Origin of the sequence: Streptomyces sp. NPDC058576, from assembly GCF_042718715.1 — a bacterium.
In the GTDB taxonomy this organism is placed as follows: Bacteria; Actinomycetota; Actinomycetes; order Streptomycetales; family Streptomycetaceae; genus Streptomyces.
Map to the genome: position 1 here is coordinate 96,505 of NZ_JBHXPF010000016.1, position 22,589 is coordinate 119,093.

Below are 22,589 nucleotides of genomic sequence, written 5' to 3' on the forward strand. Positions count from 1 at the left end.
ACGGTGAGCGTCATGCCACACGACACAACACGGCTGCACCACGTGGGCCACATCGTCGAGAACTTGGCAGAGGCGAGCAGCCTGTACGGACGGCTCGGGTTCGTCGTGCCGCCGCCGAGCTGTCCGGCGATGCCCCGCAGCGAAGGCGCACCGCCCGAACCTTTCGGTGCGGCCAACACCCACGCGGACTTCCCGGACTCCTTCCTCGAACTCGCGACCTGCGTGAAGGACGGCGACACCGGGCGCCTGCCCGCCGATACGCGCCTCGTTCCCCTGGAGGCCCCGGCGGAGGTGCTGCCGCTGCTGGTGGAACGGATCGGCGAGACGAGCGCCAACCTGGCGGCCTGCCTCGACCGCTTCCAGGGCCTGCACATCCTGATGTTCTCGTCGCCCGCCATCGACGAGGCGGCCGTCCGTCTGACGGAAGCCGGGGTACGGCACGGCGGGGTCAACACGGTACGGCGGGCGGCTCCCGCGGGGGCCAACTCCCCGGTCGAGACGATCCGTTACCTGGAGATCGACGCCCAGGAGCCGCACTCGGGCACGAACGTCGGCACGGGCGCCGGCACCGTCCCGGAGGGCCGGGTCGGCATCGTCGCGGACCTCGACCCGGGCATCCAGTCCGCGCGCCACCTGGACCACCCCAACGGTGCGACCGGTCTGGCCGAGGCGACGCTCTGCGTGGCCGACGAGGACCTGGCCGCCACGCAACACCGGTACGCGGCGTACCTGGCCCGACGCCCACGCCAGGAGGGGCGGGCCCGGATCTTCGACCTCGACGGCGCGGCACTGAAGCTCATCCCGGAGTCAGCCCTGCGGGCGACCCTGCCGGGCGAGGAGCCCCCCGCGCTCCCGGCTCTGGTGGCGTACACCGTAACCGTGCGCGACCTGCCCCTGGCCCGGGACCTGCTCCACCGAAACGGCGTCCCGGTGCGGGAGACGCCGACCGGCGACCTCTTCGTACCGGCTAAGGAGGCACTGGGCACGGCGGTCGTCTTCCGCGCCGGGTGAGGCGATCCGCTGAACCACCGCTGAGGGGCGACCCGCTCAACCACCGCTGAGGGGCGAGCCGCTCAACCACCGCTGAGGGGCGAGCCCCAGGCGGAATCGTGCAGGGTCCGTCGCTCAAGGTGGCCGAGCAGATGATCGGCCGCACGCCCGACGGTGTCCTCGGGCGCCCCGACCGCGACCAGGGCAGCGACGATCCGCCCCCGGACGACCTCTTCGGACCACGCCCCACCCAGCAGGGGCAGAAGCAACAGGAAGCGCCCGGAGACGTCCTGGACGCCCTCGGCCGAGGGCTCCGGACAGTCGGCGACCCGCACCAGCTCCTGCCACGAAAGCATCGAGCCCATGTCCTGGCCGTCCAAGAGGTAATCCACCCCGGGCTCATCGACAAGGTTGCGGTAGACCACGACAACGCCGGGGCCGAGGTGCCCGTCCGGCACCGGGACCCGGAACACCGGCCAGTTCTCGGGGTCGAAGAGGATCTCGGCGAGGGCGTCGACATCGGCCCCGTCACCACCGAACCACTCGGGGTCCGCCCGCTCGGCACACGCCCCGTCACCGCACAGGGCCAGCAGATGGTTCGCCCAGAAGCCGCGCCGCTCGACCAGCGACTCTCCACGATCACCGGCGGCTCCGCCCCGCACTTCAGGGATGCGGCCGCCCCTCGACATCACTTTCGCCAGAACAGGTGGTGCGTCATGCCGCTCGGGCTCGGCACCACGTCCAGGTGGTAGCGGTCGCGCAGGTCGTCCGGCGAGTCCCACAGGCGCAGGCCGGTGCCCAGCTTCACCGGGGCGACCGCCACGTGCAGGGTGTCGATCAGGTCGGCGTCGAGGAACTCACGGATCGTGGTGACACCGCCGCCGAGCCGGACGTCCTTGCCCTTTGCCGCTTCCCGCGCCCGGTCGAGGACCGTCGCCGGGTCGCCGTCCACGAAGTGGAACGTGGTGTCGGAGAGCGTGAACGAGGGGCGCTCGTGGTGGGTCATCACGAACACGGGAGTGTGGAAGGGGGGTTCCTCGCCCCACCAGCCCTGCCACGCGTGGTCCTCCCACGGGCCGCGCTGCGGGCCGAACTTGTTGCGGCCCATGATCTCGGCCCCGATGTTGTGGGTGAAGTCCCGCGTGAAGTAGTCGTCCAGGCCCCGGCTCCCGCCGGGGTCCGTGCGGTTCGGCCAGTTCGCCGTGGCGCCCGCCCAGGAGAAGAGCCGGCCCGGGTCGACGTGACTACCGAACGGCCTCTCCAGCGTCTGGTCCTCGCCGGCGGCGATTCCGTCGCTCGACACCGTGAAGTTCTGAACTCTGAGCAGCTGAGCCACGCGGTCCTCCTGTGATCGGTGTTCCCGGATGTTCTCCGAAGTGAGACGGGATGCCCCGCCGAAACTCATCGGTGTCGGTCGCGCGCCCGGGCCCTCCCCCACTATCCCCGCCGGCCCGCCGTACGCTGCTGAGCCGCACCGCCCCAGCGATCAACGGGAGAGCCCATGAGCGATCAGCCGGACCGGACGGACCGCAAGCCGTTTCTGTACGTCGTCGTGTGCGCGGCCGGCGTCGCCCGTGACGTCGACCGGCTCCTCGCCGCGGCGCGGGACGCCGGGTGGGACGTCGGCGTCGTCGCCACCCCGCAGGCGCTCGGCTTCCTCGACGCGGCGGCCGTCGAGGCGCGGACCGGGTATCCGATCCGCTCCGCCTGGCGCTCCCCGGGCGAACCCCGCCCGTTCCCGGACCCGGACGCCATCGTCGTCGCGCCCGCCACGTTCAACACCGTCAACAAGTGGGCGGCGGGGATCGCGGACACCCTGGCCCTCGGCATCCTCTGCGAGGCGTACGGGCTCGGCGTCCCCACCGCCGTACTCCCGGCCGTGAACTCCCTCCTCGCCCAGCACCCCGCGTACGTGGAGAGCCTGGCCAGGCTGCGGAGCATGGGCGTCCGGGTCAGCACAAGCGCACCGCACACCCCCAAGTCCGGTGACACCGCCGCCTTCCCGTGGGAGGAGGCCCTGGAACTGCTCGTCCAGCGACCGGATTCAGCCGCCCGATAGGGTAATGGCCGAATAAAAAGATCGCCAAGTACGCGCGCGTCGCCGCACGTCTCGGGAGGAAGCCATGGCAACCCGCCGCACGTCACTGCCCGGAGTGGGTGCTCAGTACGACTTCACGACCGAGACGGGACAGCACATCTCGGTCGTCGTCCACCACGACGGACGCCGGTTCATCGGGTTCTACGAACAGGACGATCCTGATGCGTGCCAGCTCTCCGTCCCGCTGACGACGACCGAGGCCACCGCCCTCGCGCACCTCATCGATCCGGCGCCCATCGACGCCGTACGGACCGAGGGCATCGACCTCGTCACCGAGCACATCCCGCTCGGGTCCCGCTCCCCGTACGGCGGGCGGCTGCTGGGGGAGACGCGGGCGCGGACGCGGACCGGGGCGTCCATCGTGGCGGTGCTGCGCACCCACAGCGCGCATCCGTCGCCGGAACCGGATTTTCGACTGGCCATTGGGGACACACTCGTCGCCGTCGGTACGCGTGAGGGCGTCGACGCGCTCTCCGAGATCATTGCGGAGGGCTGACCGTGCACGACACGACTGCACTGCTGGTGGAGCTGGGGGCCGTCATCCTCGGGCTGGGGCTCCTCGGACGGCTCGCCGGGCGAATAGGGCTCTCCCCCATCCCGCTCTACCTGCTGGCGGGTCTCGCGTTCGGGCACGGTGGACTGATCCCGCTCAAGGCCAGCGAGGAATTCACCATGGTGGGCGCCGAGATCGGCGTCATCCTGCTGCTTCTGCTGCTGGGCCTCGAATACAGCGCGTCCGAGCTGGTCACCAGTCTCAAGACGCAGTATCCGTCCGGCGCCGTGGACTTCGTGCTCAACGCGACGCCCGGTGCCGTCGCCGCCCTGATCCTCGGCTGGGGCCCCGTGGGAGCCGTCGCGCTCGCCGGTGTCACCTGGATCTCCTCGTCCGGGGTGATCGCCAAGGTGATGACCGACCTCGGCCGGCTCGGTAACCGCGAGACACCCGTCATCCTCGGCGTCCTCGTCATGGAGGACCTGGCGATGGCGGTGTATCTGCCGCTGCTCACCGCCATGCTCGCCGGGGTCAGCCTGGCCGGCGGCAGCCTCGCGCTCGTCATCGCGCTCGGGGCCGTGGGGCTCGTCCTCTACCTGGCGCTCCGCCACGGCCGCCTGATCAGCCGCGCGGTCTCCTCCGACAACCCGGAGATGCTGCTCCTGGTCGTCCTCGGCCTCACCGTCCTGGTCGCCGGTGTCGCCCAGCAGCTCCAGGTGTCCGCGGCCGTCGGCGCGTTCCTCGTCGGCATCGCGCTCTCCGGTGAGGTCGCCGAGGGCGCCCGCAAGCTGCTCACCCCGCTGCGGGACCTGTTCGCCGCCGTGTTCTTCGTCTTCTTCGGACTCTCCACGAACCCGGCCGACATCCCGCCGGTGCTGCTGCCCGCCGCCCTGCTGGCCATCATCACCACGTTCACCAAGATCGCCACCGGCTACTACGCCGCACGCCGCGCCGGAGTCGGCTCGCACGGTCGCTGGCGGGCGGGCGGCACCCTCGTGGCGCGCGGTGAGTTCTCCATCGTCATCGCCGGTCTGGCCGTGGCCACCGAGCCGCGCATCGGCCCCATCGCCACCGCGTACGTCCTGATCCTCGTCATCGTCGGCCCGCTCACCGCCCGGTGGACGCAGCCCATCGCCGCGAAGATCGAGGCCCGTCGCGGCGGCGGCAAGGACACGAGTGGCGCGGCGCAGGAGCCCGTCGCGAAGGCCGCCCCCGAACGGCGGCTCGGCACGCACGACGACCTCACCCCCGAACCGGCGGGCGAGAAGCACGAGTAGCTCGCGGGTCACCGCCGAGCCCCCGGACACACCTCGTGTCCGGGGGCTTCGTCGTTCGTCCGGGCTTCGTCGTTCGTCCGGGCATCCGATGCCGTCGATGCCGTTGCGCCCGGGCCGTTCGATTCCCCGACCCGAGAACATCCCGGCTGCTAATCTCTACACGTTTGTAGAGTTGATTCCGTCCCGGCTTCGCACCGCAACGTAGGGAGATGTCATGGCTCTGTGGGATCGCATCAAGGAATCCGCGTCGTCGATGCAGACGCAGTTGGAGGCGAAGAAGAACGAGCTGAAGTCGGGGTCGTTCCGCGACGCGAGCATGGCCATGTGCGCCCTGGTCGCCGCCGCCGACGGCTCCGTCGACCCGTCCGAACGCCAGCGCGTCGCCGCGCTCATCGCGTCCAACGACGTCCTGCGCAACTTCCCCGCCGACGACCTGCAGCGGCGCTTCAACGCGTACGTCGACCAGCTCACCGCCGACTTCGCCCTCGGCAAGGTCAGCGTGGTCCAGGAGATCGCCAAGGCGAAGAAGAAGCCCGCCGAGGCCCGGGCCGTGATCCAGATCGGCATCGTCATCGGCGGCGCCGACGGTGACTTCGACACGACCGAGCAGGCCGTCGTGCGCGAGGCGTGCTTCGCGCTGGAGCTGCCGCCGCACGAGTTCGACCTGTAGGCCGAGTCCGACCTGCGGCACGAGATCGCCCTGTGGCCGGAGTTCGACCTGCGGCACGAGTTCGGCCCTTGGCCGGAGTTCGAGCTGTAGCCGGAGTTCGGGCTGTAGGCGTGAACGCGAACCACCGGCCGGGGGCTTCACAGCTCCTTGGCCGGCCAGTCCAGCAGCCGGGCACCGATGACCGCCGTCTGCAGGCTGTAGCGGTGCATCGGGTCCGACGGGTCGGACCCGGTCAGCTGGTGGATGCGCTCCAGGCGGTACGTCAACGCCCGCACGCTCAAGGCCAGTCGGCGGGCGGTCTCGGCGGCGACGCACCCCGCGTCGAAGTAGACCGCCAGTGTGTTCAGCAGCGGTTCCGCGCCGCCCCTCGCCTTCTGGAGCGGGCCCAGCTCGCTGCGCACCAGATCGGCCATCGCCTGCCGGTCCCGGGTCAGCACCGGGTAGACCATGAGATCCGAGGCGTACAGCACGGGGTCGTCCATCCCCATCCGGTCCGCCAGGTCGAGGGCTTCGAGCGCCTCGTCGTACGAGTGGACGACTCCGCCGGGACCCTTGTGCGGGCGGCCGACCGCCACCTGCCCGCCGCCCGTCGCCACGTGCGCCTGCTTGGCGAAGTAGCGCAGGACGCCGGGCTGGCTGCCCGGGGCGATACAGACGATCCGGCCGTCCTTCGTCGTCAGCAGGATCTTGCGGCCGCTGAACCGCGTCAGCAGCGCCGCCTCCACACTGCGCGGCACCGCGTCCGTCTCCGTGTACGCCTCCGGGCCCGATGCCACCGCGACCGCGTGCGCCCGGGAAAGCCGCAGGCCGAAGCGGGTCGCCCGCTCCGCGAGCCGGACCAGATCGCTGCGCCCGTAGAGCAGGTCGTCGATGAACTCCCGGCGCGCCGCCTCCTCCCGCCGTACGGTGAGGCGCTGGGCCCGCTCGAAGCCCTCGGCGAAAGCGTCGACCGCCTGTTCCACCGCGGCCAGGACGGCGTCGGTCACGGCAGGGGAGTTTCCGGCAGCGGCCGATGGCCAGGCTTCACGGGTCTGCGCCAGATGCATCGTCACCAGGGCACGCAGCTGATGGCCCGCGTCCGCCGCCGCCCGTCCCAGCACACGGCGCTCCTCCAGCTCCAGACGCGTCAGGCGACGTCCGGTGAGGGCGACTTCGCGCAGGATGTGGGCATAGTCGCCCAGCATTTCCTCGGGAATCCTCGGCTCGGCCACGCACTCTCCTTCAGCCGTGCAACAGTCCTTTCATTTCCCCAACGCACACGGGGCGGTGCCGGTGCCCGGCATCAGCAAAGCGTAAAGATTGCCGGGATCCGGCAATGCGTGGCGTCGGTCCCGAATGACAGGATCAGGTCAGCAACAACGGGGGAGCACACGGGGGAGCACGGGGGAACGGGGAACGGGAGCCCCTCTCGACGCTCGGATCCCGAACCGTCCAGTCCACGGGGGGATCGAGGATGGGGCGGGAGAGCCGGCGACGGGGCTTCCTAGGGGGAACCGGCCCGGCCGCTGCGGCAGGTCACGACCACACCGCGGTAGCCGGGCCCCGCCGTCATCCTCGGCGCCGCCCCGGTGGTCGTCGTCTGCGGGAAGTGGAGCGGTACGCGTGCGACGCGCCGCTCGCGGAAAGGCTGTTGGGCCTCCTCGACGACCACGACGCGGGCGAGGCCCAGACGCTCACCACGGGGTCCGAGGCGAATCTCCGCAAGCCGGCCGCCCTGCGCGGCACACTCACCGCGGGGCAGGCGGAGCGGTGGGCGGCCGGGCGGTCCCGAACCGCCCTGCGAAGATCACCAACCCTCCACACCGATCGGGAGGACCGAGCCGGAAGGATCACGGCATGCTGGGTTTCGTGCCTCCACTTCCTCAGCAGCCGGGACGCCCGCCGTCGGCCGGCCACATGATCGTCTGCGGTGACGACGCCCTGGCGCGCCGGCTAGCCGTGGAGCTGCGCTTCGTCTACGGGGAACGGGTCACCCTGCTCCTGCCGCCGGGCCGGGACGCGAACAGCCCCGAGACGCCGCTGACCCAACGGGGCCGCGCCGCCGCCCTGTTCGGGCGGATGTCGGCGGCGATGAACCGCACGGCCAATGGCAACGGGACCGGAGGCGGGGGCAGTTCCGGCGACACCAACGCCGGGGTCGAGGCCGTCCGCATCATGGAGGCCCCCGAGCCCTCCGACGACATCCTGGAGGAGGCGGGCGTCGACCGGGCGGCCGCGCTCGCGCTCGTCTACGACGACGACGAGCGCAACATCCGCGCCGCTCTGACCGCCCGCCGCCTCAACCCCCGGCTGCGGCTGGTGATCCGGCTCTACAACCGCAAGCTCGGGCTCCATCTGGAGGAGCTGCTCGACCAGGCGGCGGCCGTCGCCATGCCCGGGATCGACCCGGCGTCGCTGGACGCCTCCACCACCGTCCTGTCCGACGCCGACACCGCGGCCCCGGCCCTCGCCGCCACCGCCCTGACCGGCAGCAGCAAGATCATCCAGGCCGAGGGGCTGCTCCTGCGCGCGGCCGAACGTCCGCCGCCGCGCCCCGGCGAGACCCTCGACCCGGGCCTGTGCACCCTCGCGCTGCTCTCCTCCACCACCAACAACCCGGCGGGGTCGGAGGGTTCGGACAGCAGCGGCGACGAGGCACCGCAACTACTCCCCGACGAGCAGACCGTCGCCGACGCGGCCGGACGCGGAACCGTCGTCCTGGAGACGGTCAGCCGGGCCGGCCCGGACCGCCCCGCGACCCGCATGGGCGGCAGGGGCGCGCCGCTCGCCCAGGTCTTCTCCCGCCGACTGCGCTGGTCGGCCCTCGGTGTCGCCGCCGCCGTGGTCGCCCTGGTGATCGCCTCGATCCTGACCACGAACGACAGCCTGCTGCACTCCGCCTATCTCACCCTGCTCGACCTGCTGGGCATGAACGACCCGGCGGCCGAGGACGCCCCGCCGGCCCGGCAGATCATCCAGCTCCTCTCCGGCGTCGCCGGGCTGCTCCTGCTCCCGCTGCTGATCGCCGCGGTCCTGGAGGCGTTCGGCACCCTGCGCACGGCCACCTCGCTGCGCCGCCCGCCCCGCGGCCTCTCCGGGCACGTGGTGCTGCTCGGGCTCGGCAAGATCGGTACGCGCGTCCTCGTACGCCTCCGCGAACTCGACATCCCCGTGGTCGTCGTGGAGGAGGACCCCGACGCGCGGGGCATCCCGCTGGCCCGCTCGATGCACGTGCCGACCGTCATCGGCGACGTCACCCAGGAAGGCGTCCTCGAAGCGGCCAAGATCCGCCGCGCCCACGCCCTCCTCGCGCTCACCAGCATCGACACGACGAACCTGGAAGCGGCGCTGTACGCCCGCTCGGTGAAACCGGACCTGAGGGTCGCGCTGCGGCTGTACGACGACGAGTTCGCCACCGCCGTCTACCGCACCCTGCGCACGGCGCACCCCGGGGCGCTGACCCGTTCCCGTTCGGTCTCCCATCTCGCCGCGCCGTCCTTCGCGGTCGCCATGATGGGCCGCCAGATTCTCGGCGCGGTTCCGGTCGAGCGCAAGGTCATGCTGTTCGCGGCCCTGGAGGTGGCAGGCCACCCGCAGTTGGAGGGCCATACGGTCGAGCAGGCGTTCCGGGCGGGCGCCTGGCGGGTCCTGGCCATCGACGCCACCCCGCCCGCCGACCGCAACCCGGACCTCGCCGCCCCGCCCCCGTACGACCCGGAGGGCGACGCGGCACCGCCGCCCTCCGGCCTGGTCTGGGACCTGCACCCCGGCTACGTCCTGCGCGCCCAGGACCGGGTGGTGATCGCCGCCACCCGCCGGGGCCTCGCGGAGCTGCTGCGGCGGCAGCGGTCGATGGTGCCGGGCCGGTAGGGCCCCGGGCCGGCGGGTGGGCGCCGCTCTCCGGGACCGGTTCGCGCGCCCGGCTACCGGAACGCGCCCATCGCCTCCCGCACCTCGTCCAGCGTGGCCTCCGCCAGGGCGTTCGCCCGCTCGTTGCCCGCGCGGAGCACCGACCGTACGTACGTGAGGTCCTTCGCGTACTCCGCCCGCCGGGCCCGGAACGGGGCCAGGTGGCTGTTGACCGCGTCGGTCACCGTCCGCTTGAGCGCGGCGGCTCCGCCGTCGCCGATCTCCGCCGCGACCTCGTGCGGGTCCCGCTCCAGGCAGAGGGCGGCCAGCAGCACCAGGGAGGAGACGTGGGGGCGGGCGTCGGGGTCGTAGGTGATGTGCCGGTCGGCGTCCGTGGTCGCGCCCTTGATCAGGCGGGCCGTCTCGTCGCCGGTGGCGCCGAGCGGAACGGAGTTGGCCCGGCTCTTGCTCATCTTCGTACCGTCCGTGCCGAGCAGCAGGGGCGCGGCGGAGAGCAGCATCTCCGGTTCCGGGAAGACGTCGCCGTACCGCTCGTTGAAGCGGCGGGCGATCGTCCGGGTGACTTCCAGGTGGGGCGCCTGGTCCCGGCCGACCGGGACCAGGTTTCCCTTGCAGGACAGGATGTCGGCGGCCTGGTGGACCGGGTAGGTGAGCATCAGCCCGCTGACCGTGGACTGCCGGGAGTGCGCGATCTCGTCCTTGACCGTGGGGTTCCGGTTCAGCTCCGCGACGGAGACGAGGCTAAGGAAGGGCAGCATGAGCTGGTTGAGCGCGGGGACGGCGCTGTGGGTGAAGACGGTGGACCGGGCGGGGTCGATGCCGAGGGCCAGGTAGTCCAGGAGCAGCCCGTCGGTGTACTCCCCCAGCCGCTCCGCGGTGTCCCGGTCGGTGATGACCTGGTAGTCGGGGATGAGGACGATGACGTCCACGCCGAGGTCCTGGAGGCGGACCCGGTTGCGCAGGGAGCCGAAGTAGTGGCCGAGGTGGAGGGCGCCGGTGGGGCGGTCCCCGGTGAGGACCCGGAAGCTGCCGGGGTCCCGGGCGATGCGGCTCTCCAGCCCGGCGCCGCGGGGCTCGGCGGGGGTGGCGGGGTCGGTGGGGGCTGCCGTGACGGTCTCGGCGGTGGTCATGGTGGTCTCTCCTCGCGTGGGTGGATGCGTGGAGGACGGCCCCGCCGGTGAGCGCCGCTGCGCTCCGTATCCGTGTCCGCGCCGTACGAGGGCAGCGAAAAGGGCCGTCCATGTCGAACGGCCCTGGTTCCGTGCAGATGCTGTGGCCGCTCCTATGAGGAGCGCCACCAGTTCCGGCACGGGACGGAGGTCATGGGCCGAGTGTAGCGGCCGAAGCCCTGACCCGGGGGGCGCGGAGGCGTGGGACAGGTGCCTGGAATAGGCGGGAGAGGGGTCTCGTTGTAGAGATGTAGTTCAACGTTCAACCAAATATCGGCCGAGGCTTCCGGACCATGGAATCGGGCCTCCGGCCGGGACTCAGGAAGGCGGACGCCATGCAGTTCGGGATCTTCACCGTCGGGGACGTCACGACCGACCCGACCACCGGCCGGACCCCCACCGAGAACGAGCGGATCAAGGCGACCCTGGCCATCGCGCAGAAGGCCGAGGAGGTCGGCCTGGACGTCTTCGCGACCGGCGAGCACCACAACCCGCCGTTCGTCCCGTCCTCCCCGACGACGACGCTCGGCTACATCGCCGCCCGCACCGAGAACCTGATCCTGTCCACGTCCACCACCCTGATCACCACCAACGACCCGGTGAAGATCGCCGAGGACTACGCCACCCTCCAGCACCTCGCGGACGGCCGCGTCGACCTGATGATGGGCCGGGGCAACACCGGGCCGGTCTACCCCTGGTTCGGCAAGGACATCCGCCAGGGCATCCCGATGGCCATCGAGAACTACGCCCTGCTGCACAAGCTGTGGCGCGAGGACGTCGTGGACTGGGAGGGCAAGTTCCGCACGCCGCTCCAGTCCTTCACCGCCACCCCGCGCCCGCTGGACGGCGTCCCGCCGTTCGTCTGGCACGGCTCCATCCGCTCCCCGGAGATCGCCGAGCAGGCCGCCTACTACGGCGACGGCTTCTTCCACAACAACATCTTCTGGCCCATGGAGCACACCAAGAAAATGGTGGATCTCTACCGGCGGCGTTACGCCCACTACGGGCACGGCACCGCCGACCAGGCCATCGTCGGGCTCGGCGGCCAGGTGTTCATGCGGAAGAACTCGCAGGACGCGGTACGGGAGTTCCGCCCGTACTTCGACAACGCGCCGGTCTACGGCCACGGCCCGTCCCTGGAGGACTTCACTCGCGAGACCCCGCTGACCGTGGGCTCCCCGCAGGAGGTCATCGAGCGGACGCTGACGTTCCGGGACGCGGTCGGCGACTACCAGCGCCAGCTGTTCCTGATGGACCACGCGGGGCTCCCGCTGAAGACGGTCCTGGAGCAGCTCGACATCCTCGGCGAGGAGGTCGTGCCGGTGCTGCGCAAGGAGTTCGCCAACCTGCGGCCGGCCGGTGTGCCGGAGTCCGCTCCCGTCCACCCGGCGGCCGCCGCCGCCCGCGCCTCTTGAAAGGAGGGCCGACCTCCATGTTCGCCACCACTCCCCTGCGCATCGTGGCCGTCTCGGCCGGGCTGAGCCAGCCGTCCTCCACCCGGCTGCTGGCCGACCGGCTGGCCGCCGCCGCCCGCGAGCGCCTCGCGGCCGAGCAGGACCGGAACGTCGAAGTCCAGGTCGTAGAGGTCCGCGACCTCGCCGTGGACATCGCCCACCACCTGCTCAGCGGCTTCCCCTCGGCCGCGCTGCGGGAGGCGATCGACGCCGTGACGGAGGCCGACGGGCTGATCGCCGTGACACCGGTGTTCACCGCCTCGTACAGCGGTCTGTTCAAGTCGTTCTTCGACCTGATCGACAACACCGCGCTGACCGGCAAGCCCGTCGTGATCGCCGCGACGGGCGGCACGGCCCGGCACTCCCTGGTCCTGGAGCACGCGCTGCGCCCGCTCTTCGCCTACCTGCGGGCCGTCACCGTGCCCACCTCCGTCTACGCGGCGTCGGAGGACTGGGGCTCCTCGGGCGACGAGTACACCGAGGGCCTGCCGTCCCGGATCCGCCGCGCGGGCGGCGAGCTCGCCTCGGCGGTCCTGGGCCGTACGGTCTCCGGGGCCTCGCGGACCCCGGGCCTGGACGACGGGGAGGACGCGGTCGTCCCCTTCGAGCAGCAGCTCGCGGACCTGCGGCTGGACTGAGGCCGGCGGGCTGGGGCCGCTAGCTGGGACCGGCGGGCTGGGGCCGGTGGACCGGATCTGTGGGGGCGGGTCAGTGCGACCCGCCCCACTTGTCCTATTTGACTACAGTGAGACCGGACGCTGAACCGAGCTGTACCGAACCGGGCTGTACCGAGCTGTACTGGACCGAGCTGGAGGCAGATATGGGCAGGATCGTTGTGGGTGTCGACGGCTCCGACTCCTCGATCAAGGCGCTGCACTGGGCCGTACGCCAGGCCGAGCTGACCGGCGCAACCGTGGAAGCCGTGAACAGCTGGGAGTACCCCGCCACCAGCTGGGCGTCGATGATGCCGGGCCTGCCGGAGGACTTCGACCCGCAGGCCCTGGCCACCGTCTCCCTCACCGAGGCGCTGGAGGAGGCCCTCGGCGCCGAGGGGGCCGCCGCGGTCAGCAAGGTCGTGGTGATCGGCAATCCGGCCCAGGCCCTGCTGGACCGCGCTCAGGGGGCCGACCTCCTCGTTGTCGGGGCCCGCGGCCACACCGGCATCAAGGCCACCCTGCTCGGCTCGGTCAGTCTCCATGTCACCCAGCACGCGCCGTGCCCGGTGACGGTCGTCCGCGACTGACGGGAAGGGCGGGAACGGCAGCCCGTCCGGCGGGAGAAACAAGGGGCCGTTGTCAGTGGGTGCTCCTATCGTGTGGGCATGACCCCTGCTCTCTTCGGGCGCGACCACCCCGCCGGCGTTCTCCGTGCGGAGATCGCCCGGGCCACGGACAGCCACGGCGGTCTCGTGCTGGTCACCGGCGAGGCCGGGATCGGCAAGAGCACCCTCGTCACCGACGCCGCGCACGAGGCCCGGCGGCGCGGGGCGCTGGTGGTCGGGGGTTCCTGCTGGGACTCGGACAACACCCCGGGTTACTGGCCCTGGGTCCAGATCCTGCGGGGCCTGCGCCGGTCCGCCACGGCGGCGGAATGGGCGGCGGCCCAGGAGGCGTCGGACGGCCGGCTCGCCGTGCTCCTCGGCGACCCGGTCAGGGCCGCCATGGGCGGTGCGGACGGCCCGGGTGCCGGCCCGCTCCCGGCCCCCGGGGCGGTCCCTGGGGCCGACAGGGGCCAGGGCGCCGACGGGGTGCAGAGCGGCGGGCCCGGCACGGAAGCGGACGGGGGGCCACCGGGCATCGGGGCGCCCGGGGACGGGTCGGCGGGGCACGGGTCGACGGGGGCGGGGGCGCCGGAGGGCGTCGAGGCCTTCGGGCTCTACGACGCGGTGACCACGGCCCTCGTCACGGTCTCCCAGAGCCGCCCGCTGGTGGTCGTCCTCGACGATCTGCACAGCTCCGACCCGGCCTCTCTGCGCCTGCTCGAATTCGCTGCCCAGCACGCCTGGTTCGAGCGGCTGCTGCTGATCGGCACGTACCGGGACGTCGAGGTCGAGGCCCCCGGGCACCCGCTCCAGCCGCTGATCCTGCCGCTGGTCTCGCGCGCCGCCGCGACCCTCACCCTCACGGGCCTCGGCCGGGACGAGGTGGGCGCGCTGATGACGGTGACGACGGGCCGCGAGCCCGCACCGCAGCTGATCGACGAGGTCCATCGGCGCACCGGCGGCAACCCCTTCTTCGTCGAGCAGACCGCCCGGCTCTGGCACAGCGGAAGCCCGGTCTCCACCATTCCGCCCGGCGTGCGGGAAGCGGTCCGGCAGCGGCTCGCCCTGCTGCCCGAGCCGGTCGTCTCGCTGCTGACCAGCGCGGCCCTGCTCGGCCGGGAGTTCCGTCGGCAGGTCCTGGCCGTCGTGCACGGCTCGCCGGTCCCCCAGGTGGACCGCCTGCTGGAATCGGCCGTCGTCGCCCGTGTCGTCGTTCCCCGCCCGTCCGGGCAGTACGCCTTCGCCCACGACCTGCTGCGCGAGACGCTGTACGCCTCGCTGGACGACGCCGAGGCCCGCGAACGCCATGCCGCCGCCGTGCGGGCCCTGGACACACACGGCGGCCTCGCCGACGCGGTGCCGCCCGGCACCCTCGCCCGGCACGCCCACCTCGCCGGCGGTGCGCTGGACCGCGACCGCCGGATCGACCTGCTGCTGGCAGCCGCCCGGAACGCCGCGGGACGCCTGGCCGACGAAGAAGCCGTCGGCCACTACCGGCGCGCCCTCGCGGTGGCGTCCGACGCGTCGGGCGCGGCGGGCCGGGGTCCGGACCTCCGGCGGGCCGCGCTGATCGGTCTCGACCTCGCCGGACAGCTCCGGCACGCGGGGGAGACGGCCGAGGCGCAGCGTCTGCTGGACCGGTCGGTCGCCCGGGCCCGGGAGCTGGACGATCCGGAGCTGCTGGCCCGGGTGGCGATGACCCTGCACCGCGAGGGGTCCCTGGGCGGCCACGGCATGTCCACGATGGGTCTCCTCGCCGAGGCACACCGCAGGATCACCGGCAAGGAGGGCCAGGAGAACCTCTCGGACGACCGGCTCGCCCAGGAGCTGGCCATCAACATCATGGCGCTGGCCCGGAGCGGCTCGGACGACGAGGCCCTCGCCTTCTCGCTCTGGGCGCGCCACGACTCCGTGTGGGGCCTCGGCTCGGCGGTGGAGCGGCTCGGGCTGACCGACGAGATGTCCGTCGTCGGCCGGCGCACCCGGCACCCGGACATGGAGCTGCACGCGGCGTCCATGCGCTGGGTGACGCTGCTGGAGCTGGGCGATCCGGCCTTCCTCGACCAGTTCCGGACGTTCGTCCGGCTGGCCGAGCTGACCGCGCTGCCCCGGTTCGCCCTGGGGGTCGCCGTCGACACCAGCCTGATCGCCTCCCTGCAGGGCCGGTTCGCCGAGGCCACCACCGCGCTGGAGGACGACGCACTCGACCCGGAGAACAACGACCACGCGGCCTTCGGCTTCATGGGGCACCACCTGCACTGGGCGGTGCACCTGCTCCAGGGCCAGTTCGCCGAGGCCGAGGCGACCCTCGACGAGCTTCCGGCCTCCGGGTATCCCTACCCCGGACTGCTGGAGGCGGTCACCGCGGTCGAGCAGGGCGACGCCACGCCCGCGCTGCGCCTGATCGCCGAGCACGCGGACCGCGCCGCTCCCTACCCGCGGGTGTTCATGCCGCTGTGGCTCCGGCTGCTGGCCCAGACGGCCGCGGTGACGGGCGACCCTCGGCTCATCGCCCGCGCGGAGGACGAGCTGACGCCCTACACGGGCCAGTGGGTCGTCTCGCTGTACGGGTGCGACATCGGCGGCCCCGTCGACCTCTGGCTCGGAATGCTCGCCGCCGCGCGCGACGACCAGGACGCGGCGGTGGCGGCGCTCACCGAGGCCGCCGCCTCCTCGGACCGCCTCGGCGCCCGCCCCTGGGCCGTACGCGCCCGGCTGTGCCTGGCCCGTTCTCTTCTCGCCCGCGCCGGTGCGGGCGGGGGCGGTGCGGGCTTCGGTGCCGGAGGGGCCAGTTCCGGTGACGCCGGGGAGGCTCGTCGGCTGCTCGGCGAAGTGGCCCGGGAGGCAAGCGAGTTGGCCCTGCACCACGTGGAGGCCGAGGCCACCGCCCTCCGCACGGTCCCGCCCACCGACACCACCGGCGCCACCACTGCCGCCGTCGACGCCTCCGCCGCCACCTCCGTCTCCCGGGCACAGGACCCGCTCGCGGCGCCGCACCGGAGCGCGGCCGGAAACCGGAGCGAAGGCGGGGACCAGAGCGAGGGCGGAGACCGGAGACCGGACGGGAACCGGAGCGCGGCCGGAGACCGGAGCGAGGGCGTGGCACCGGCCGGACCATCGCCCGGGGCTTCGCCCAGGACATCGGCCGGGGCACCGACCGGGGACCGGGCCGTGCCGGCCGCCGAGTTCCGGCGGAACGGGCCGGTGTGGCAGCTGCGTTGGGACGGGGTGACCGTGCACGTCCCGGACGCCAAGGGCCTGCGGGACCTGCACAGCCTGCTGGGCCTGCCCGGTGCCGACGTCCCGGCCGTCCAGCTCCTCGCACCCGAGGGCGGGGACCTCGTCGTCGCCGCCGGGCAGCTCGGCGGCGACCCGGTGCTCGACGAGGAGGCCAAGCGCCGCTACAAAGAACACCTGGCCCGGCTGGACGCCGAGATAGACCGAGCCGCCGCCCGGGACGACACCCGGCAGGTGGAGAAGTACGACCGGGAACGCCAGGCCCTCCTCGACGAGCTCCGCACCGCGGCGGGGCTCGGCGGCCGGACCCGCCGGCTCGGCGACCAGACCGAGCGGGCCCGTAAGACGGTCACCGCCCGGATCCGCGACACCCTGCGCAAGCTGGACACCCTGCACCCCGCACTGGCGGCCCATCTCAAGGCCTCCGTGACGACCGGGACCACCTGCGCCTACCGCCCCGAGCACTCCCCCGACTGGCGGCTCTGACCCACACCGCCCCGGGGCCCCGGAGTGCCCCGGCCCGACCCCTCGCCCCCCGGGCCTCAGGGAACAGCGCAGCCCGGCCGCACACCCCCGGCCGGGGACCGCCGCCTCCTCTCCCCGTGCCGCTGGGGCGTGTCCGGCGGATCACGGCCGGACAGGCCCCAGCGACAGGCCCTAGGCCTCGACGACCACGTCGGCCACGGCACACGCCACGTTGTCGGGCCCGCCCGCCTCGCGGGCCAGGCCCACCAGCCGGCGTACGGCCTCCTCAGGGGTGTCCGACGCGAAGACCGCCGCCCTCAGGTCCGCCTCGTCCACCACCGCCGACAGGCCGTCCGAGCAGAGCAGATAGCGGTCCCCCGCCGCCACCTCCTGCAAGCGGACGTCGGCGCGGCACGCCACGGCCACCCCGGCGGAGCGCGCCTCGCCGACCAGCGCCTTCAGCAGCAGTGCGGGGCCCGGGTGGGAAGCGGCCTCCTCCCGGCTCAGCGAACCGTCGTCGATCATCGACTGGACCAGGCTGTGGTCGTGCGTGATCCGGAACAGCTCCCCGCCCCGCAGCAGATAGGCCCGCGAGTCCCCGATGTGCACCAGCCCGAGCCGCGATCCGGTCCACAGCATCGCGGTGAGCGTGGTCCCCGAACCGTCCGGGGCCGCACAGGGTGCGACCGCGTCCCGGACCGCCCGAGCAGCGGAATCCGCCGTGTCCTCCAAGGCGTTCAGCAGCTCCGCGGCGGACAGCGCACCGTCCCGGGCGCCCCACGCGGAGGGCTTGAGCGCCTCGATCGCCGCAGCACTCGCCTCGGCCCCGCCCTCCCCGAAACCGTCGGCGACCGCCAGCAGCCGGGGCCCCGCGAACGCCGCGTCCTGGTTCGCCGTACGCACCGCGCCGATATCGGTCAGCGCGGCGCACCTGATCGCGAGCGGCACCGCCCCCGGGTCCCCCGTGTTCTCCGAGGTGCCTGTGTTCTCCGTGTTGTCCGGCATCCGCGACATGGTCCTGCCCTCCGCTGACAGATGGCCGACGAGGTACATCGCCAGATCGCGCCGGGCCGCCGTCTCGGCCTCCACCCGCGCCCAGTAGGCCCGGATCTCCACGGCCGCGGCACCCGCGTCGAGCGCCACGACCCGGCCGATCCGGCTCAGGGGCATGCCGATCCTGCGCAGCCACGCCACGAGCCGGGCCCCCTCCACCTGCGCCGGGTCGTAGTACCGGTAGCCGTTCACCGGGTCGACCAGGGCGGGTGGGAGCAGACCCAACTCGTCGTAGCGCCGGAGCGCCTTGGCGGAGAGCCGGGACAACCGGGCGAACTCCCCGATCGTCACCAGCTCCCCGCTCGCGGCGCCCACCGCGCGGCCTTCGCGTTCCACCCCGTACCTCCTCGTACCGGGCGACTTCCGCCCGGCCCCACCGATGCTGGGGCTGCCCCCGCGGGGAAGGTCAAGGATGCACGGGGCGGGCCCGGCCGCGGTCGATCACTTCCGGTTGTAGATCCGCATCGTCGCCGAGCCGAAGACCACCAGGAGCACCCCGGTCCAGCCGAGCGTCCAGGCGATCTCGGTGGCCGGCCAGTCGCCCGCCATCAAGTCACGCACCGCCGTGGCGAGGTGGGTGACCGGGCTGTTGTTCACGAAGGCCTGGAGCCAGCCCGGCATCGTGCTCGGGTCGACGAAGACATTGCTGAGGAACGTCAGCGGGAAGATCACCATCATGCTGACGCCCATCACCGACTTCTCGGACCGCAGCAGCAGCCCGAGCATCGTCCAGATCCAGGAGAACGCGAACGAGAACACGACCAGCAGCACGATGCCGGCCAGCACGCCGAGCACACCGCCGTCCGGACGGAAGCCGATGACCATGCCGACGGCGAGCATCACGAACGACGCCAGCAGATAGCGCAGGACGTCGCCGAGCAGATAGCCGACCATCGGAGCGGGCCGCCAGATCGGCAGCGTGCGGAACCGGTCGAAGACGCCCTTGGCGATATCCGTGTTCACCGCGATGCCCGTGTACATCGTGATCATCACGACGCTCATCACCATGATGCCGGGCAGCAGGAACTGGATGTACTCCTCCGTGGAGCCGGCCAGCGCCCCTCCGAAGAGGTACGTGTACATCAGGACCAGCATGATCGGGAAGGCCGTGACATCGAAGAGCTGTTCCGGCACATGCTTGATCTTCAGCATGGCGCGCCAGCCGAAGGTCACCGATGCCGACAGGGCGCTCGGCCTCGGCGGGCGCTCGTGGCCCACCAGCAGCGCCGAGAGGCGTTTCTTGTCCGGCGCGACGAGCGCGACGTCCTCCAGCTCCGTCTTGGCGGTCGCGGTGCTCATGCCGCCACTCCCTTCTTGTCCGTGAGTGCGAGGAAGACCTCGTCGAGGCTGGGCTGTCCCAGCGAGAAGTTGTCGACCGTGATGCCGCACCGGGCCAGCTCGGCCAGGGCACGCCCGGCCTGCTCCGCCGCGCCCTGTTCGGTGCTCTGCCCGTCGACCCGGGCGGTCAGCGCCACCGGGTCCGCGTCGAGCTGCACCGAAACGTCCAGCGCGAGGGCGAGCACCTTCTGGGCCTCGGCCCGCTGGCCGGCGTCGCGCAGCCGCAGATGGACGGTGCCGGCGCCGACGGAGGCCTTGAGCTCGCCCTTGGTGCCCTCGGCGATGACCCTGCCGTGGTCGATCACCGCGATACGGGAGGCCAGCTGGTCGGCCTCGTCCAGATACTGGGTGGTGAGCAGGACCGTGGTGCCGTGGTCGACGACCGCCCGCACGATGTCCCACACCTGGTTGCGGCTGCGGGGGTCGAGTCCGGTGGTCGGCTCGTCCAGGAACAGCACGTCCGGGGTGTTCAGGATGGAGGCGGCGATGTCGATGCGCCGCCGCATGCCTCCCGAGTAGTTCTTCACCTGCTTGCCCGCGGCGTCGCTCAGCCCGAACCCTTCGAGCAGTTGGGCCGCCCGGTCGCGGGACGCCGGCTTGGAGTGCCCGAGCAGCCGGCCGAGCAGGACCAGGTTCTCCACCCCGGTCAGGTCCTCGTCCACCGAGGCGTACTGCCCGGTCAGGCTGACCCGGCTGCGGACCGCGTCGGCGTCCTTCACGACGTCCTTGCCGAACACCCGCGCCGAGCCGCCGTCGGGGCGCAGCAGGGTCGCGAGCATGCGGACGGCGGTGGTCTTGCCCGCGCCGTTGGGTCCGAGGACGCCGTAGACGGTGCCGGTGGGGACCGCGAGGTCGATGCCGTCCACCGCGCGGTTGTCGCCGAAGACCTTCACCAGCCCCGTGGTCTCGATGGCCAGTTCAGTGCTCATGATCCATTCCTTGTGGGTCGTCGGTGGAAGTCTGTGGTCCGCGCCGTGCTCCGGCTGCTCATGAGACGTACGGGCGGACGGCGCGCGCCTCGCGCAGGGCCCAGCCCCACCAGCCGAGCTGGTCGAGCATCAGGCCGACGGACCGGTCCCGGCCGGTGTCGCCGGGGTGCCCCTCCAGCGGCTGCTGGAGGACGTCGAGCGCGACCCCGTTCCTCAGGGTCACCGTGTGCAGCTCGGTGAAGACCGAACGCAGCTGCTCCACGGCGTACAGCCCGGCGGAACCGTGTCCGTAGCTCACGAAGGCGACCGGCTTGGTCTGCCACTCCTCGTAGGCGAAGTCGATGGCCTGCTTCAGGGAGGCCGGGAACGAGCGGTTGTACTCCGGGGTGACCACGACGAAGGCCTCTGCCCTGGCGATCTCCCCGGTGAACTCCGTCATCTGGTCGGTCGCCCGCCCCGGGTAGTGCACCGGGAAGTCGAAATCGGCGAGGTCCAGCACAGCGAGGTCCAGCTCGCTCCGGTGCCGGGCCCGCTCCATGAACCAGCGGCCGACCGCGTCGCCGATACGGCCTTCGCGGGTGCTGCCGATGATCACCGCCACGCGCAGCGGAAGGCTGTTTTCCGCACCCCGGCCCTCGCCGGAGCTGTCGTCCGTCGTCATCGTTGACTCCTCCTCCCGCGACCCCCGTCGCCTCCCGGCCTCCCGGACCCGTCATGCCGGGTCCTCTGTCCGGGTCAGGCCGTTCCGCTCCCTCACCTCATGGGCGCCAGACGCGGGGGCGCGGCCGCCAGATTGAATCTGGCAGCCGCGCACACGGTCGGAGAAGCCCGGATGCCGAACGGGCTTCAGGTCTCCCGCGTGTAGAGGAAGTAGAACGACACGACGAGGACGCCCGCCCCGACGACCAGCCCCAGACCGGCCGACCGCAGCACGCTGGTATCGGTGAGGCTCACCAGGAAGCCGATCGCGCACGCGGTCAGCGCGCCGTACACGGCTGCCCGCAGCTCGCGCGGCAGGGAGCGCTGGACCCGGCCCACCGCGAAGCAGAGGGCCGCCAGAGCGACACCGGCGACGAGCCCGAGCAGAACCTGTCCGCCGGTGCTGGGACCGCCGTCGCGTCGGATGAACGCCGCGTAGAACCCGTAGATCACGCCGAGTACCAGAGGCAGTGCCCAGGCGAGCGGCGAGTGGTGACGGGTCCGCGCGTGGGCGCGGGTACCCCTTCGGCCGGGCATGGCTGCGTGTGTGGCCATCGCGGACAGCTCCTTCCGTCGCCCCCGTCGCAGGCCCCCGTTTCTCCAGAGCACACCCGACCGCGCCGCCCGGCAACTCGAATGGCCTACGGCCCGGAGCGGCCCGGCCCCGGACGGGATTGTCTGGGGGAGTGCGGACCTCTTCCTCGGCCACGTCCCCGGCTTCCTCGACCTCGGCGGTCGCGGTGGCCTTCTCGGCGGTCCTGCTCGTCCTGCTCGCCGTCCTCGTGCCGTTGAGCGCGCTCTCCGCCTGGGTCGACCTGGAGATCGACGACACCGACCGGTACGTCGCCGCCGTGTCGCCGCTCTCCTCCGACCCGGCGGTGCAGGCCACCGTGGCGGACCTGGTCACCGAGGAGGCGATGCGACAGATCGACCTCGGTCCGCTCCAGGACACGGTCCGGGAGTTCCTGCACGAGACCGTGCGGTCGTTCACCACCACCGAGGCCTTCCGCAACGCGTGGGACACCGCGAACCGGGCCGCTCACCAGGCGGTGACAGCCGCGCTGGACGGCGACAGCGGCCAGGCCGTCACGATCGATCTGGCCCCGGTGATCGAGCAGGTCAAACAGGACCTGGTACGCGACGGGGTGCCGTTCGCCGACCAGATCCCGGTCGAGCGGACGGAGATCACCGTGCTCGGCCCCGATCAGGCCGACGAGCTCAGGAACTCGTTCCACTGGCTCCGCGACTGCAGCATCTGGCCGGCCGTCGCCACGCTGGTGCTCATCGTCCTGGTGGTGGGCATCGCGACCGTCCGGCGCGGGCTGCGGGCCGGGTTGTGGGCCACCGCCATCGTGGGCGCCGGGTTCGTGCTGGGGGCGATCGTGCTGCGGGTGCTGGTCGCGGTCGGCCGCAGCCGGGTGCTGGACGAAGTGCCGGACAACGACCGGGACGCGGCCGCCGCCGTGGTGGACGCCCTGACCGCCTCGCTGCGGACCACGGTGTGGGTGGTGCTGGTGGTCGGCGCGGTCCTGCTCGTGGGGGCGGTGATGGCCAGGGTGCTGCTGGGGCGCAGGAAGGCGGGGCGGGGGTGACCGTGGAGACGTTTC

The 22,589-nt window shown here is 72.4% G+C and carries 20 protein-coding genes; 11 read left to right on the forward strand and 9 right to left on the reverse strand.

The features are described 5' to 3' along the window. Positions 1–12 precede the first annotated feature (12 nt). Positions 13–1,011 (forward strand): VOC family protein, encoded by a 999-nt coding sequence (locus tag ACFWRV_RS14580; protein WP_384333555.1) that lies wholly within the window; start codon positions 13–15, stop codon positions 1,009–1,011. 62 nt (positions 1,012–1,073) lie between these two features. On the opposite strand, the gene ACFWRV_RS14585 is transcribed toward ACFWRV_RS14580, so the two are convergent. Beyond that, complete coding sequence (locus ACFWRV_RS14585) at positions 1,074–1,679, reverse strand: hypothetical protein (protein WP_384333558.1); 606 nt, start codon at positions 1,677–1,679, stop codon at positions 1,074–1,076. After that, positions 1,679–2,326 (reverse strand): dihydrofolate reductase family protein, encoded by a 648-nt coding sequence (locus ACFWRV_RS14590; protein WP_384333561.1) that lies wholly within the window; start codon positions 2,324–2,326, stop codon positions 1,679–1,681. Before ACFWRV_RS14590 ends, ACFWRV_RS14585 begins: the two co-directional genes overlap by 1 nt. A 165-nt stretch (positions 2,327–2,491) precedes the next feature. On the opposite strand from ACFWRV_RS14590, the gene ACFWRV_RS14595 reads away from it, so the two are divergent. The 4 genes from ACFWRV_RS14595 (at position 2,492) to ACFWRV_RS14610 (ending at position 5,528) form a co-directional block, all read left to right on the forward strand. Continuing rightward, positions 2,492–3,049 carry a flavoprotein gene (locus tag ACFWRV_RS14595; RefSeq protein ID WP_384333564.1) on the forward strand — a complete coding sequence of 186 codons (558 nt, stop codon included), beginning with the start codon at positions 2,492–2,494 and terminating at the stop codon, positions 3,047–3,049. A gap of 64 nt (positions 3,050–3,113) precedes the next feature. Beyond that, positions 3,114–3,584 (forward strand): cation:proton antiporter regulatory subunit, encoded by a 471-nt coding sequence (locus ACFWRV_RS14600; RefSeq protein ID WP_384333567.1) that lies wholly within the window; start codon positions 3,114–3,116, stop codon positions 3,582–3,584. 2 nt (positions 3,585–3,586) lie between these two features. Further along, positions 3,587–4,858, forward strand: a complete 1,272-nt coding sequence (locus tag ACFWRV_RS14605) for a cation:proton antiporter (RefSeq protein WP_384333570.1) — start codon at positions 3,587–3,589, stop codon at positions 4,856–4,858. 214 nt (positions 4,859–5,072) lie between these two features. Next, entirely contained in the window at positions 5,073–5,528 is a 456-nt protein-coding gene (locus tag ACFWRV_RS14610) for a tellurite resistance TerB family protein (protein WP_384333573.1), read from the forward strand. A 137-nt stretch (positions 5,529–5,665) separates the two neighbouring features. Here the strand turns inward: ACFWRV_RS14610 and ACFWRV_RS14615 are convergent, their stop codons facing one another. Next, the gene (locus ACFWRV_RS14615; RefSeq protein WP_384333576.1) at positions 5,666–6,739 is read right to left on the reverse strand and encodes a PucR family transcriptional regulator; all 1,074 of its coding nucleotides are present in this window, start codon (positions 6,737–6,739) and stop codon (positions 5,666–5,668) included. 625 nt (positions 6,740–7,364) lie between these two features. Between ACFWRV_RS14615 and ACFWRV_RS14620 the strand changes: the two genes are divergently transcribed. Continuing rightward, positions 7,365–9,377: an NAD-binding protein gene (locus ACFWRV_RS14620; protein WP_384333579.1), complete on the forward strand. Its 2,013-nt coding sequence runs from the start codon at positions 7,365–7,367 to the stop codon at positions 9,375–9,377. A 53-nt stretch (positions 9,378–9,430) separates the two neighbouring features. On the opposite strand, the gene trpS is transcribed toward ACFWRV_RS14620, so the two are convergent. Beyond that, positions 9,431–10,507, reverse strand: a complete 1,077-nt coding sequence (gene trpS, locus ACFWRV_RS14625) for a tryptophan--tRNA ligase (RefSeq protein WP_384333582.1) — start codon at positions 10,505–10,507, stop codon at positions 9,431–9,433. 374 nt (positions 10,508–10,881) lie between these two features. Here trpS and ACFWRV_RS14630 point away from each other — a divergent pair, with 374 nt between their 5' ends. The 4 genes from ACFWRV_RS14630 (at position 10,882) to ACFWRV_RS14645 (ending at position 16,984) form a co-directional block, all read left to right on the forward strand. Beyond that, entirely contained in the window at positions 10,882–11,961 is a 1,080-nt protein-coding gene (locus tag ACFWRV_RS14630; RefSeq protein ID WP_384333585.1) for an LLM class flavin-dependent oxidoreductase, read from the forward strand. 17 nt (positions 11,962–11,978) lie between these two features. After that, the gene (locus ACFWRV_RS14635) at positions 11,979–12,638 is read left to right on the forward strand and encodes a CE1759 family FMN reductase (RefSeq protein WP_384333588.1); all 660 of its coding nucleotides are present in this window, start codon (positions 11,979–11,981) and stop codon (positions 12,636–12,638) included. 182 nt (positions 12,639–12,820) lie between these two features. After that, positions 12,821–13,243 (forward strand): universal stress protein, encoded by a 423-nt coding sequence (locus ACFWRV_RS14640; protein ID WP_384333591.1) that lies wholly within the window; start codon positions 12,821–12,823, stop codon positions 13,241–13,243. Positions 13,244–13,321: 78 nt separating this feature from the next. Then, the gene (locus tag ACFWRV_RS14645) at positions 13,322–16,984 is read left to right on the forward strand and encodes an ATP-binding protein (protein ID WP_384333594.1); all 3,663 of its coding nucleotides are present in this window, start codon (positions 13,322–13,324) and stop codon (positions 16,982–16,984) included. Between the two features lie 171 nt (positions 16,985–17,155). Here the strand turns inward: ACFWRV_RS14645 and ACFWRV_RS14650 are convergent, their stop codons facing one another. The 5 genes from ACFWRV_RS14650 to ACFWRV_RS14670 form a co-directional block, all read right to left on the reverse strand. Beyond that, on the reverse strand, positions 17,156–18,352 hold the full coding sequence (locus ACFWRV_RS14650; protein ID WP_384333597.1) for a MerR family transcriptional regulator: 1,197 nt from the start codon (positions 18,350–18,352) through the stop codon (positions 17,156–17,158). A gap of 105 nt (positions 18,353–18,457) precedes the next feature. Then, positions 18,458–19,315: an ABC transporter permease gene (locus tag ACFWRV_RS14655; RefSeq protein ID WP_384333600.1), complete on the reverse strand. Its 858-nt coding sequence runs from the start codon at positions 19,313–19,315 to the stop codon at positions 18,458–18,460. Further along, the gene (locus tag ACFWRV_RS14660; protein ID WP_384333603.1) at positions 19,312–20,283 is read right to left on the reverse strand and encodes an ATP-binding cassette domain-containing protein; all 972 of its coding nucleotides are present in this window, start codon (positions 20,281–20,283) and stop codon (positions 19,312–19,314) included. The genes ACFWRV_RS14655 and ACFWRV_RS14660 overlap by 4 nt, the downstream gene beginning before the upstream one ends. A gap of 58 nt (positions 20,284–20,341) precedes the next feature. Then, positions 20,342–20,944 (reverse strand): NADPH-dependent FMN reductase, encoded by a 603-nt coding sequence (locus ACFWRV_RS14665; protein WP_384333606.1) that lies wholly within the window; start codon positions 20,942–20,944, stop codon positions 20,342–20,344. Positions 20,945–21,129: 185 nt separating this feature from the next. Next, positions 21,130–21,537 (reverse strand): hypothetical protein, encoded by a 408-nt coding sequence (locus ACFWRV_RS14670; protein WP_384333609.1) that lies wholly within the window; start codon positions 21,535–21,537, stop codon positions 21,130–21,132. Between the two features lie 131 nt (positions 21,538–21,668). Between ACFWRV_RS14670 and ACFWRV_RS14675 the strand changes: the two genes are divergently transcribed. Further along, positions 21,669–22,574, forward strand: coding sequence for a hypothetical protein (locus tag ACFWRV_RS14675; protein ID WP_384333612.1), 906 nt, complete (start codon positions 21,669–21,671; stop codon positions 22,572–22,574). Positions 22,575–22,589 lie beyond the last annotated feature (15 nt).

Excerpts from the sequence above, each read along its gene's own strand:
- ACFWRV_RS14580 (WP_384333555.1), top strand. The coding sequence starts at position 13 with ATGCCACACGACACAACACGGCTGCACCACGTGGGCCACATCGTCGAG.
- ACFWRV_RS14585 (WP_384333558.1), bottom strand. The coding sequence starts at position 1,679 with ATGTCGAGGGGCGGCCGCATCCCTGAAGTGCGGGGCGGAGCCGCCGGT.
- ACFWRV_RS14595 (WP_384333564.1), top strand. The coding sequence starts at position 2,492 with ATGAGCGATCAGCCGGACCGGACGGACCGCAAGCCGTTTCTGTACGTC.
- ACFWRV_RS14600 (WP_384333567.1), top strand. The coding sequence starts at position 3,114 with ATGGCAACCCGCCGCACGTCACTGCCCGGAGTGGGTGCTCAGTACGAC.
- ACFWRV_RS14610 (WP_384333573.1), top strand. The coding sequence starts at position 5,073 with ATGGCTCTGTGGGATCGCATCAAGGAATCCGCGTCGTCGATGCAGACG.
- ACFWRV_RS14620 (WP_384333579.1), top strand. The coding sequence starts at position 7,365 with ATGCTGGGTTTCGTGCCTCCACTTCCTCAGCAGCCGGGACGCCCGCCG.
- trpS (WP_384333582.1), bottom strand. The coding sequence starts at position 10,507 with ATGACCACCGCCGAGACCGTCACGGCAGCCCCCACCGACCCCGCCACC.
- ACFWRV_RS14630 (WP_384333585.1), top strand. The coding sequence starts at position 10,882 with ATGCAGTTCGGGATCTTCACCGTCGGGGACGTCACGACCGACCCGACC.
- ACFWRV_RS14635 (WP_384333588.1), top strand. The coding sequence starts at position 11,979 with ATGTTCGCCACCACTCCCCTGCGCATCGTGGCCGTCTCGGCCGGGCTG.
- ACFWRV_RS14640 (WP_384333591.1), top strand. The coding sequence starts at position 12,821 with ATGGGCAGGATCGTTGTGGGTGTCGACGGCTCCGACTCCTCGATCAAG.
- ACFWRV_RS14645 (WP_384333594.1), top strand. The coding sequence starts at position 13,322 with ATGACCCCTGCTCTCTTCGGGCGCGACCACCCCGCCGGCGTTCTCCGT.
- ACFWRV_RS14655 (WP_384333600.1), bottom strand. The coding sequence starts at position 19,315 with ATGAGCACCGCGACCGCCAAGACGGAGCTGGAGGACGTCGCGCTCGTC.
- ACFWRV_RS14660 (WP_384333603.1), bottom strand. The coding sequence starts at position 20,283 with ATGAGCACTGAACTGGCCATCGAGACCACGGGGCTGGTGAAGGTCTTC.
- ACFWRV_RS14665 (WP_384333606.1), bottom strand. The coding sequence starts at position 20,944 with ATGACGACGGACGACAGCTCCGGCGAGGGCCGGGGTGCGGAAAACAGC.
- ACFWRV_RS14670 (WP_384333609.1), bottom strand. The coding sequence starts at position 21,537 with ATGGCCACACACGCAGCCATGCCCGGCCGAAGGGGTACCCGCGCCCAC.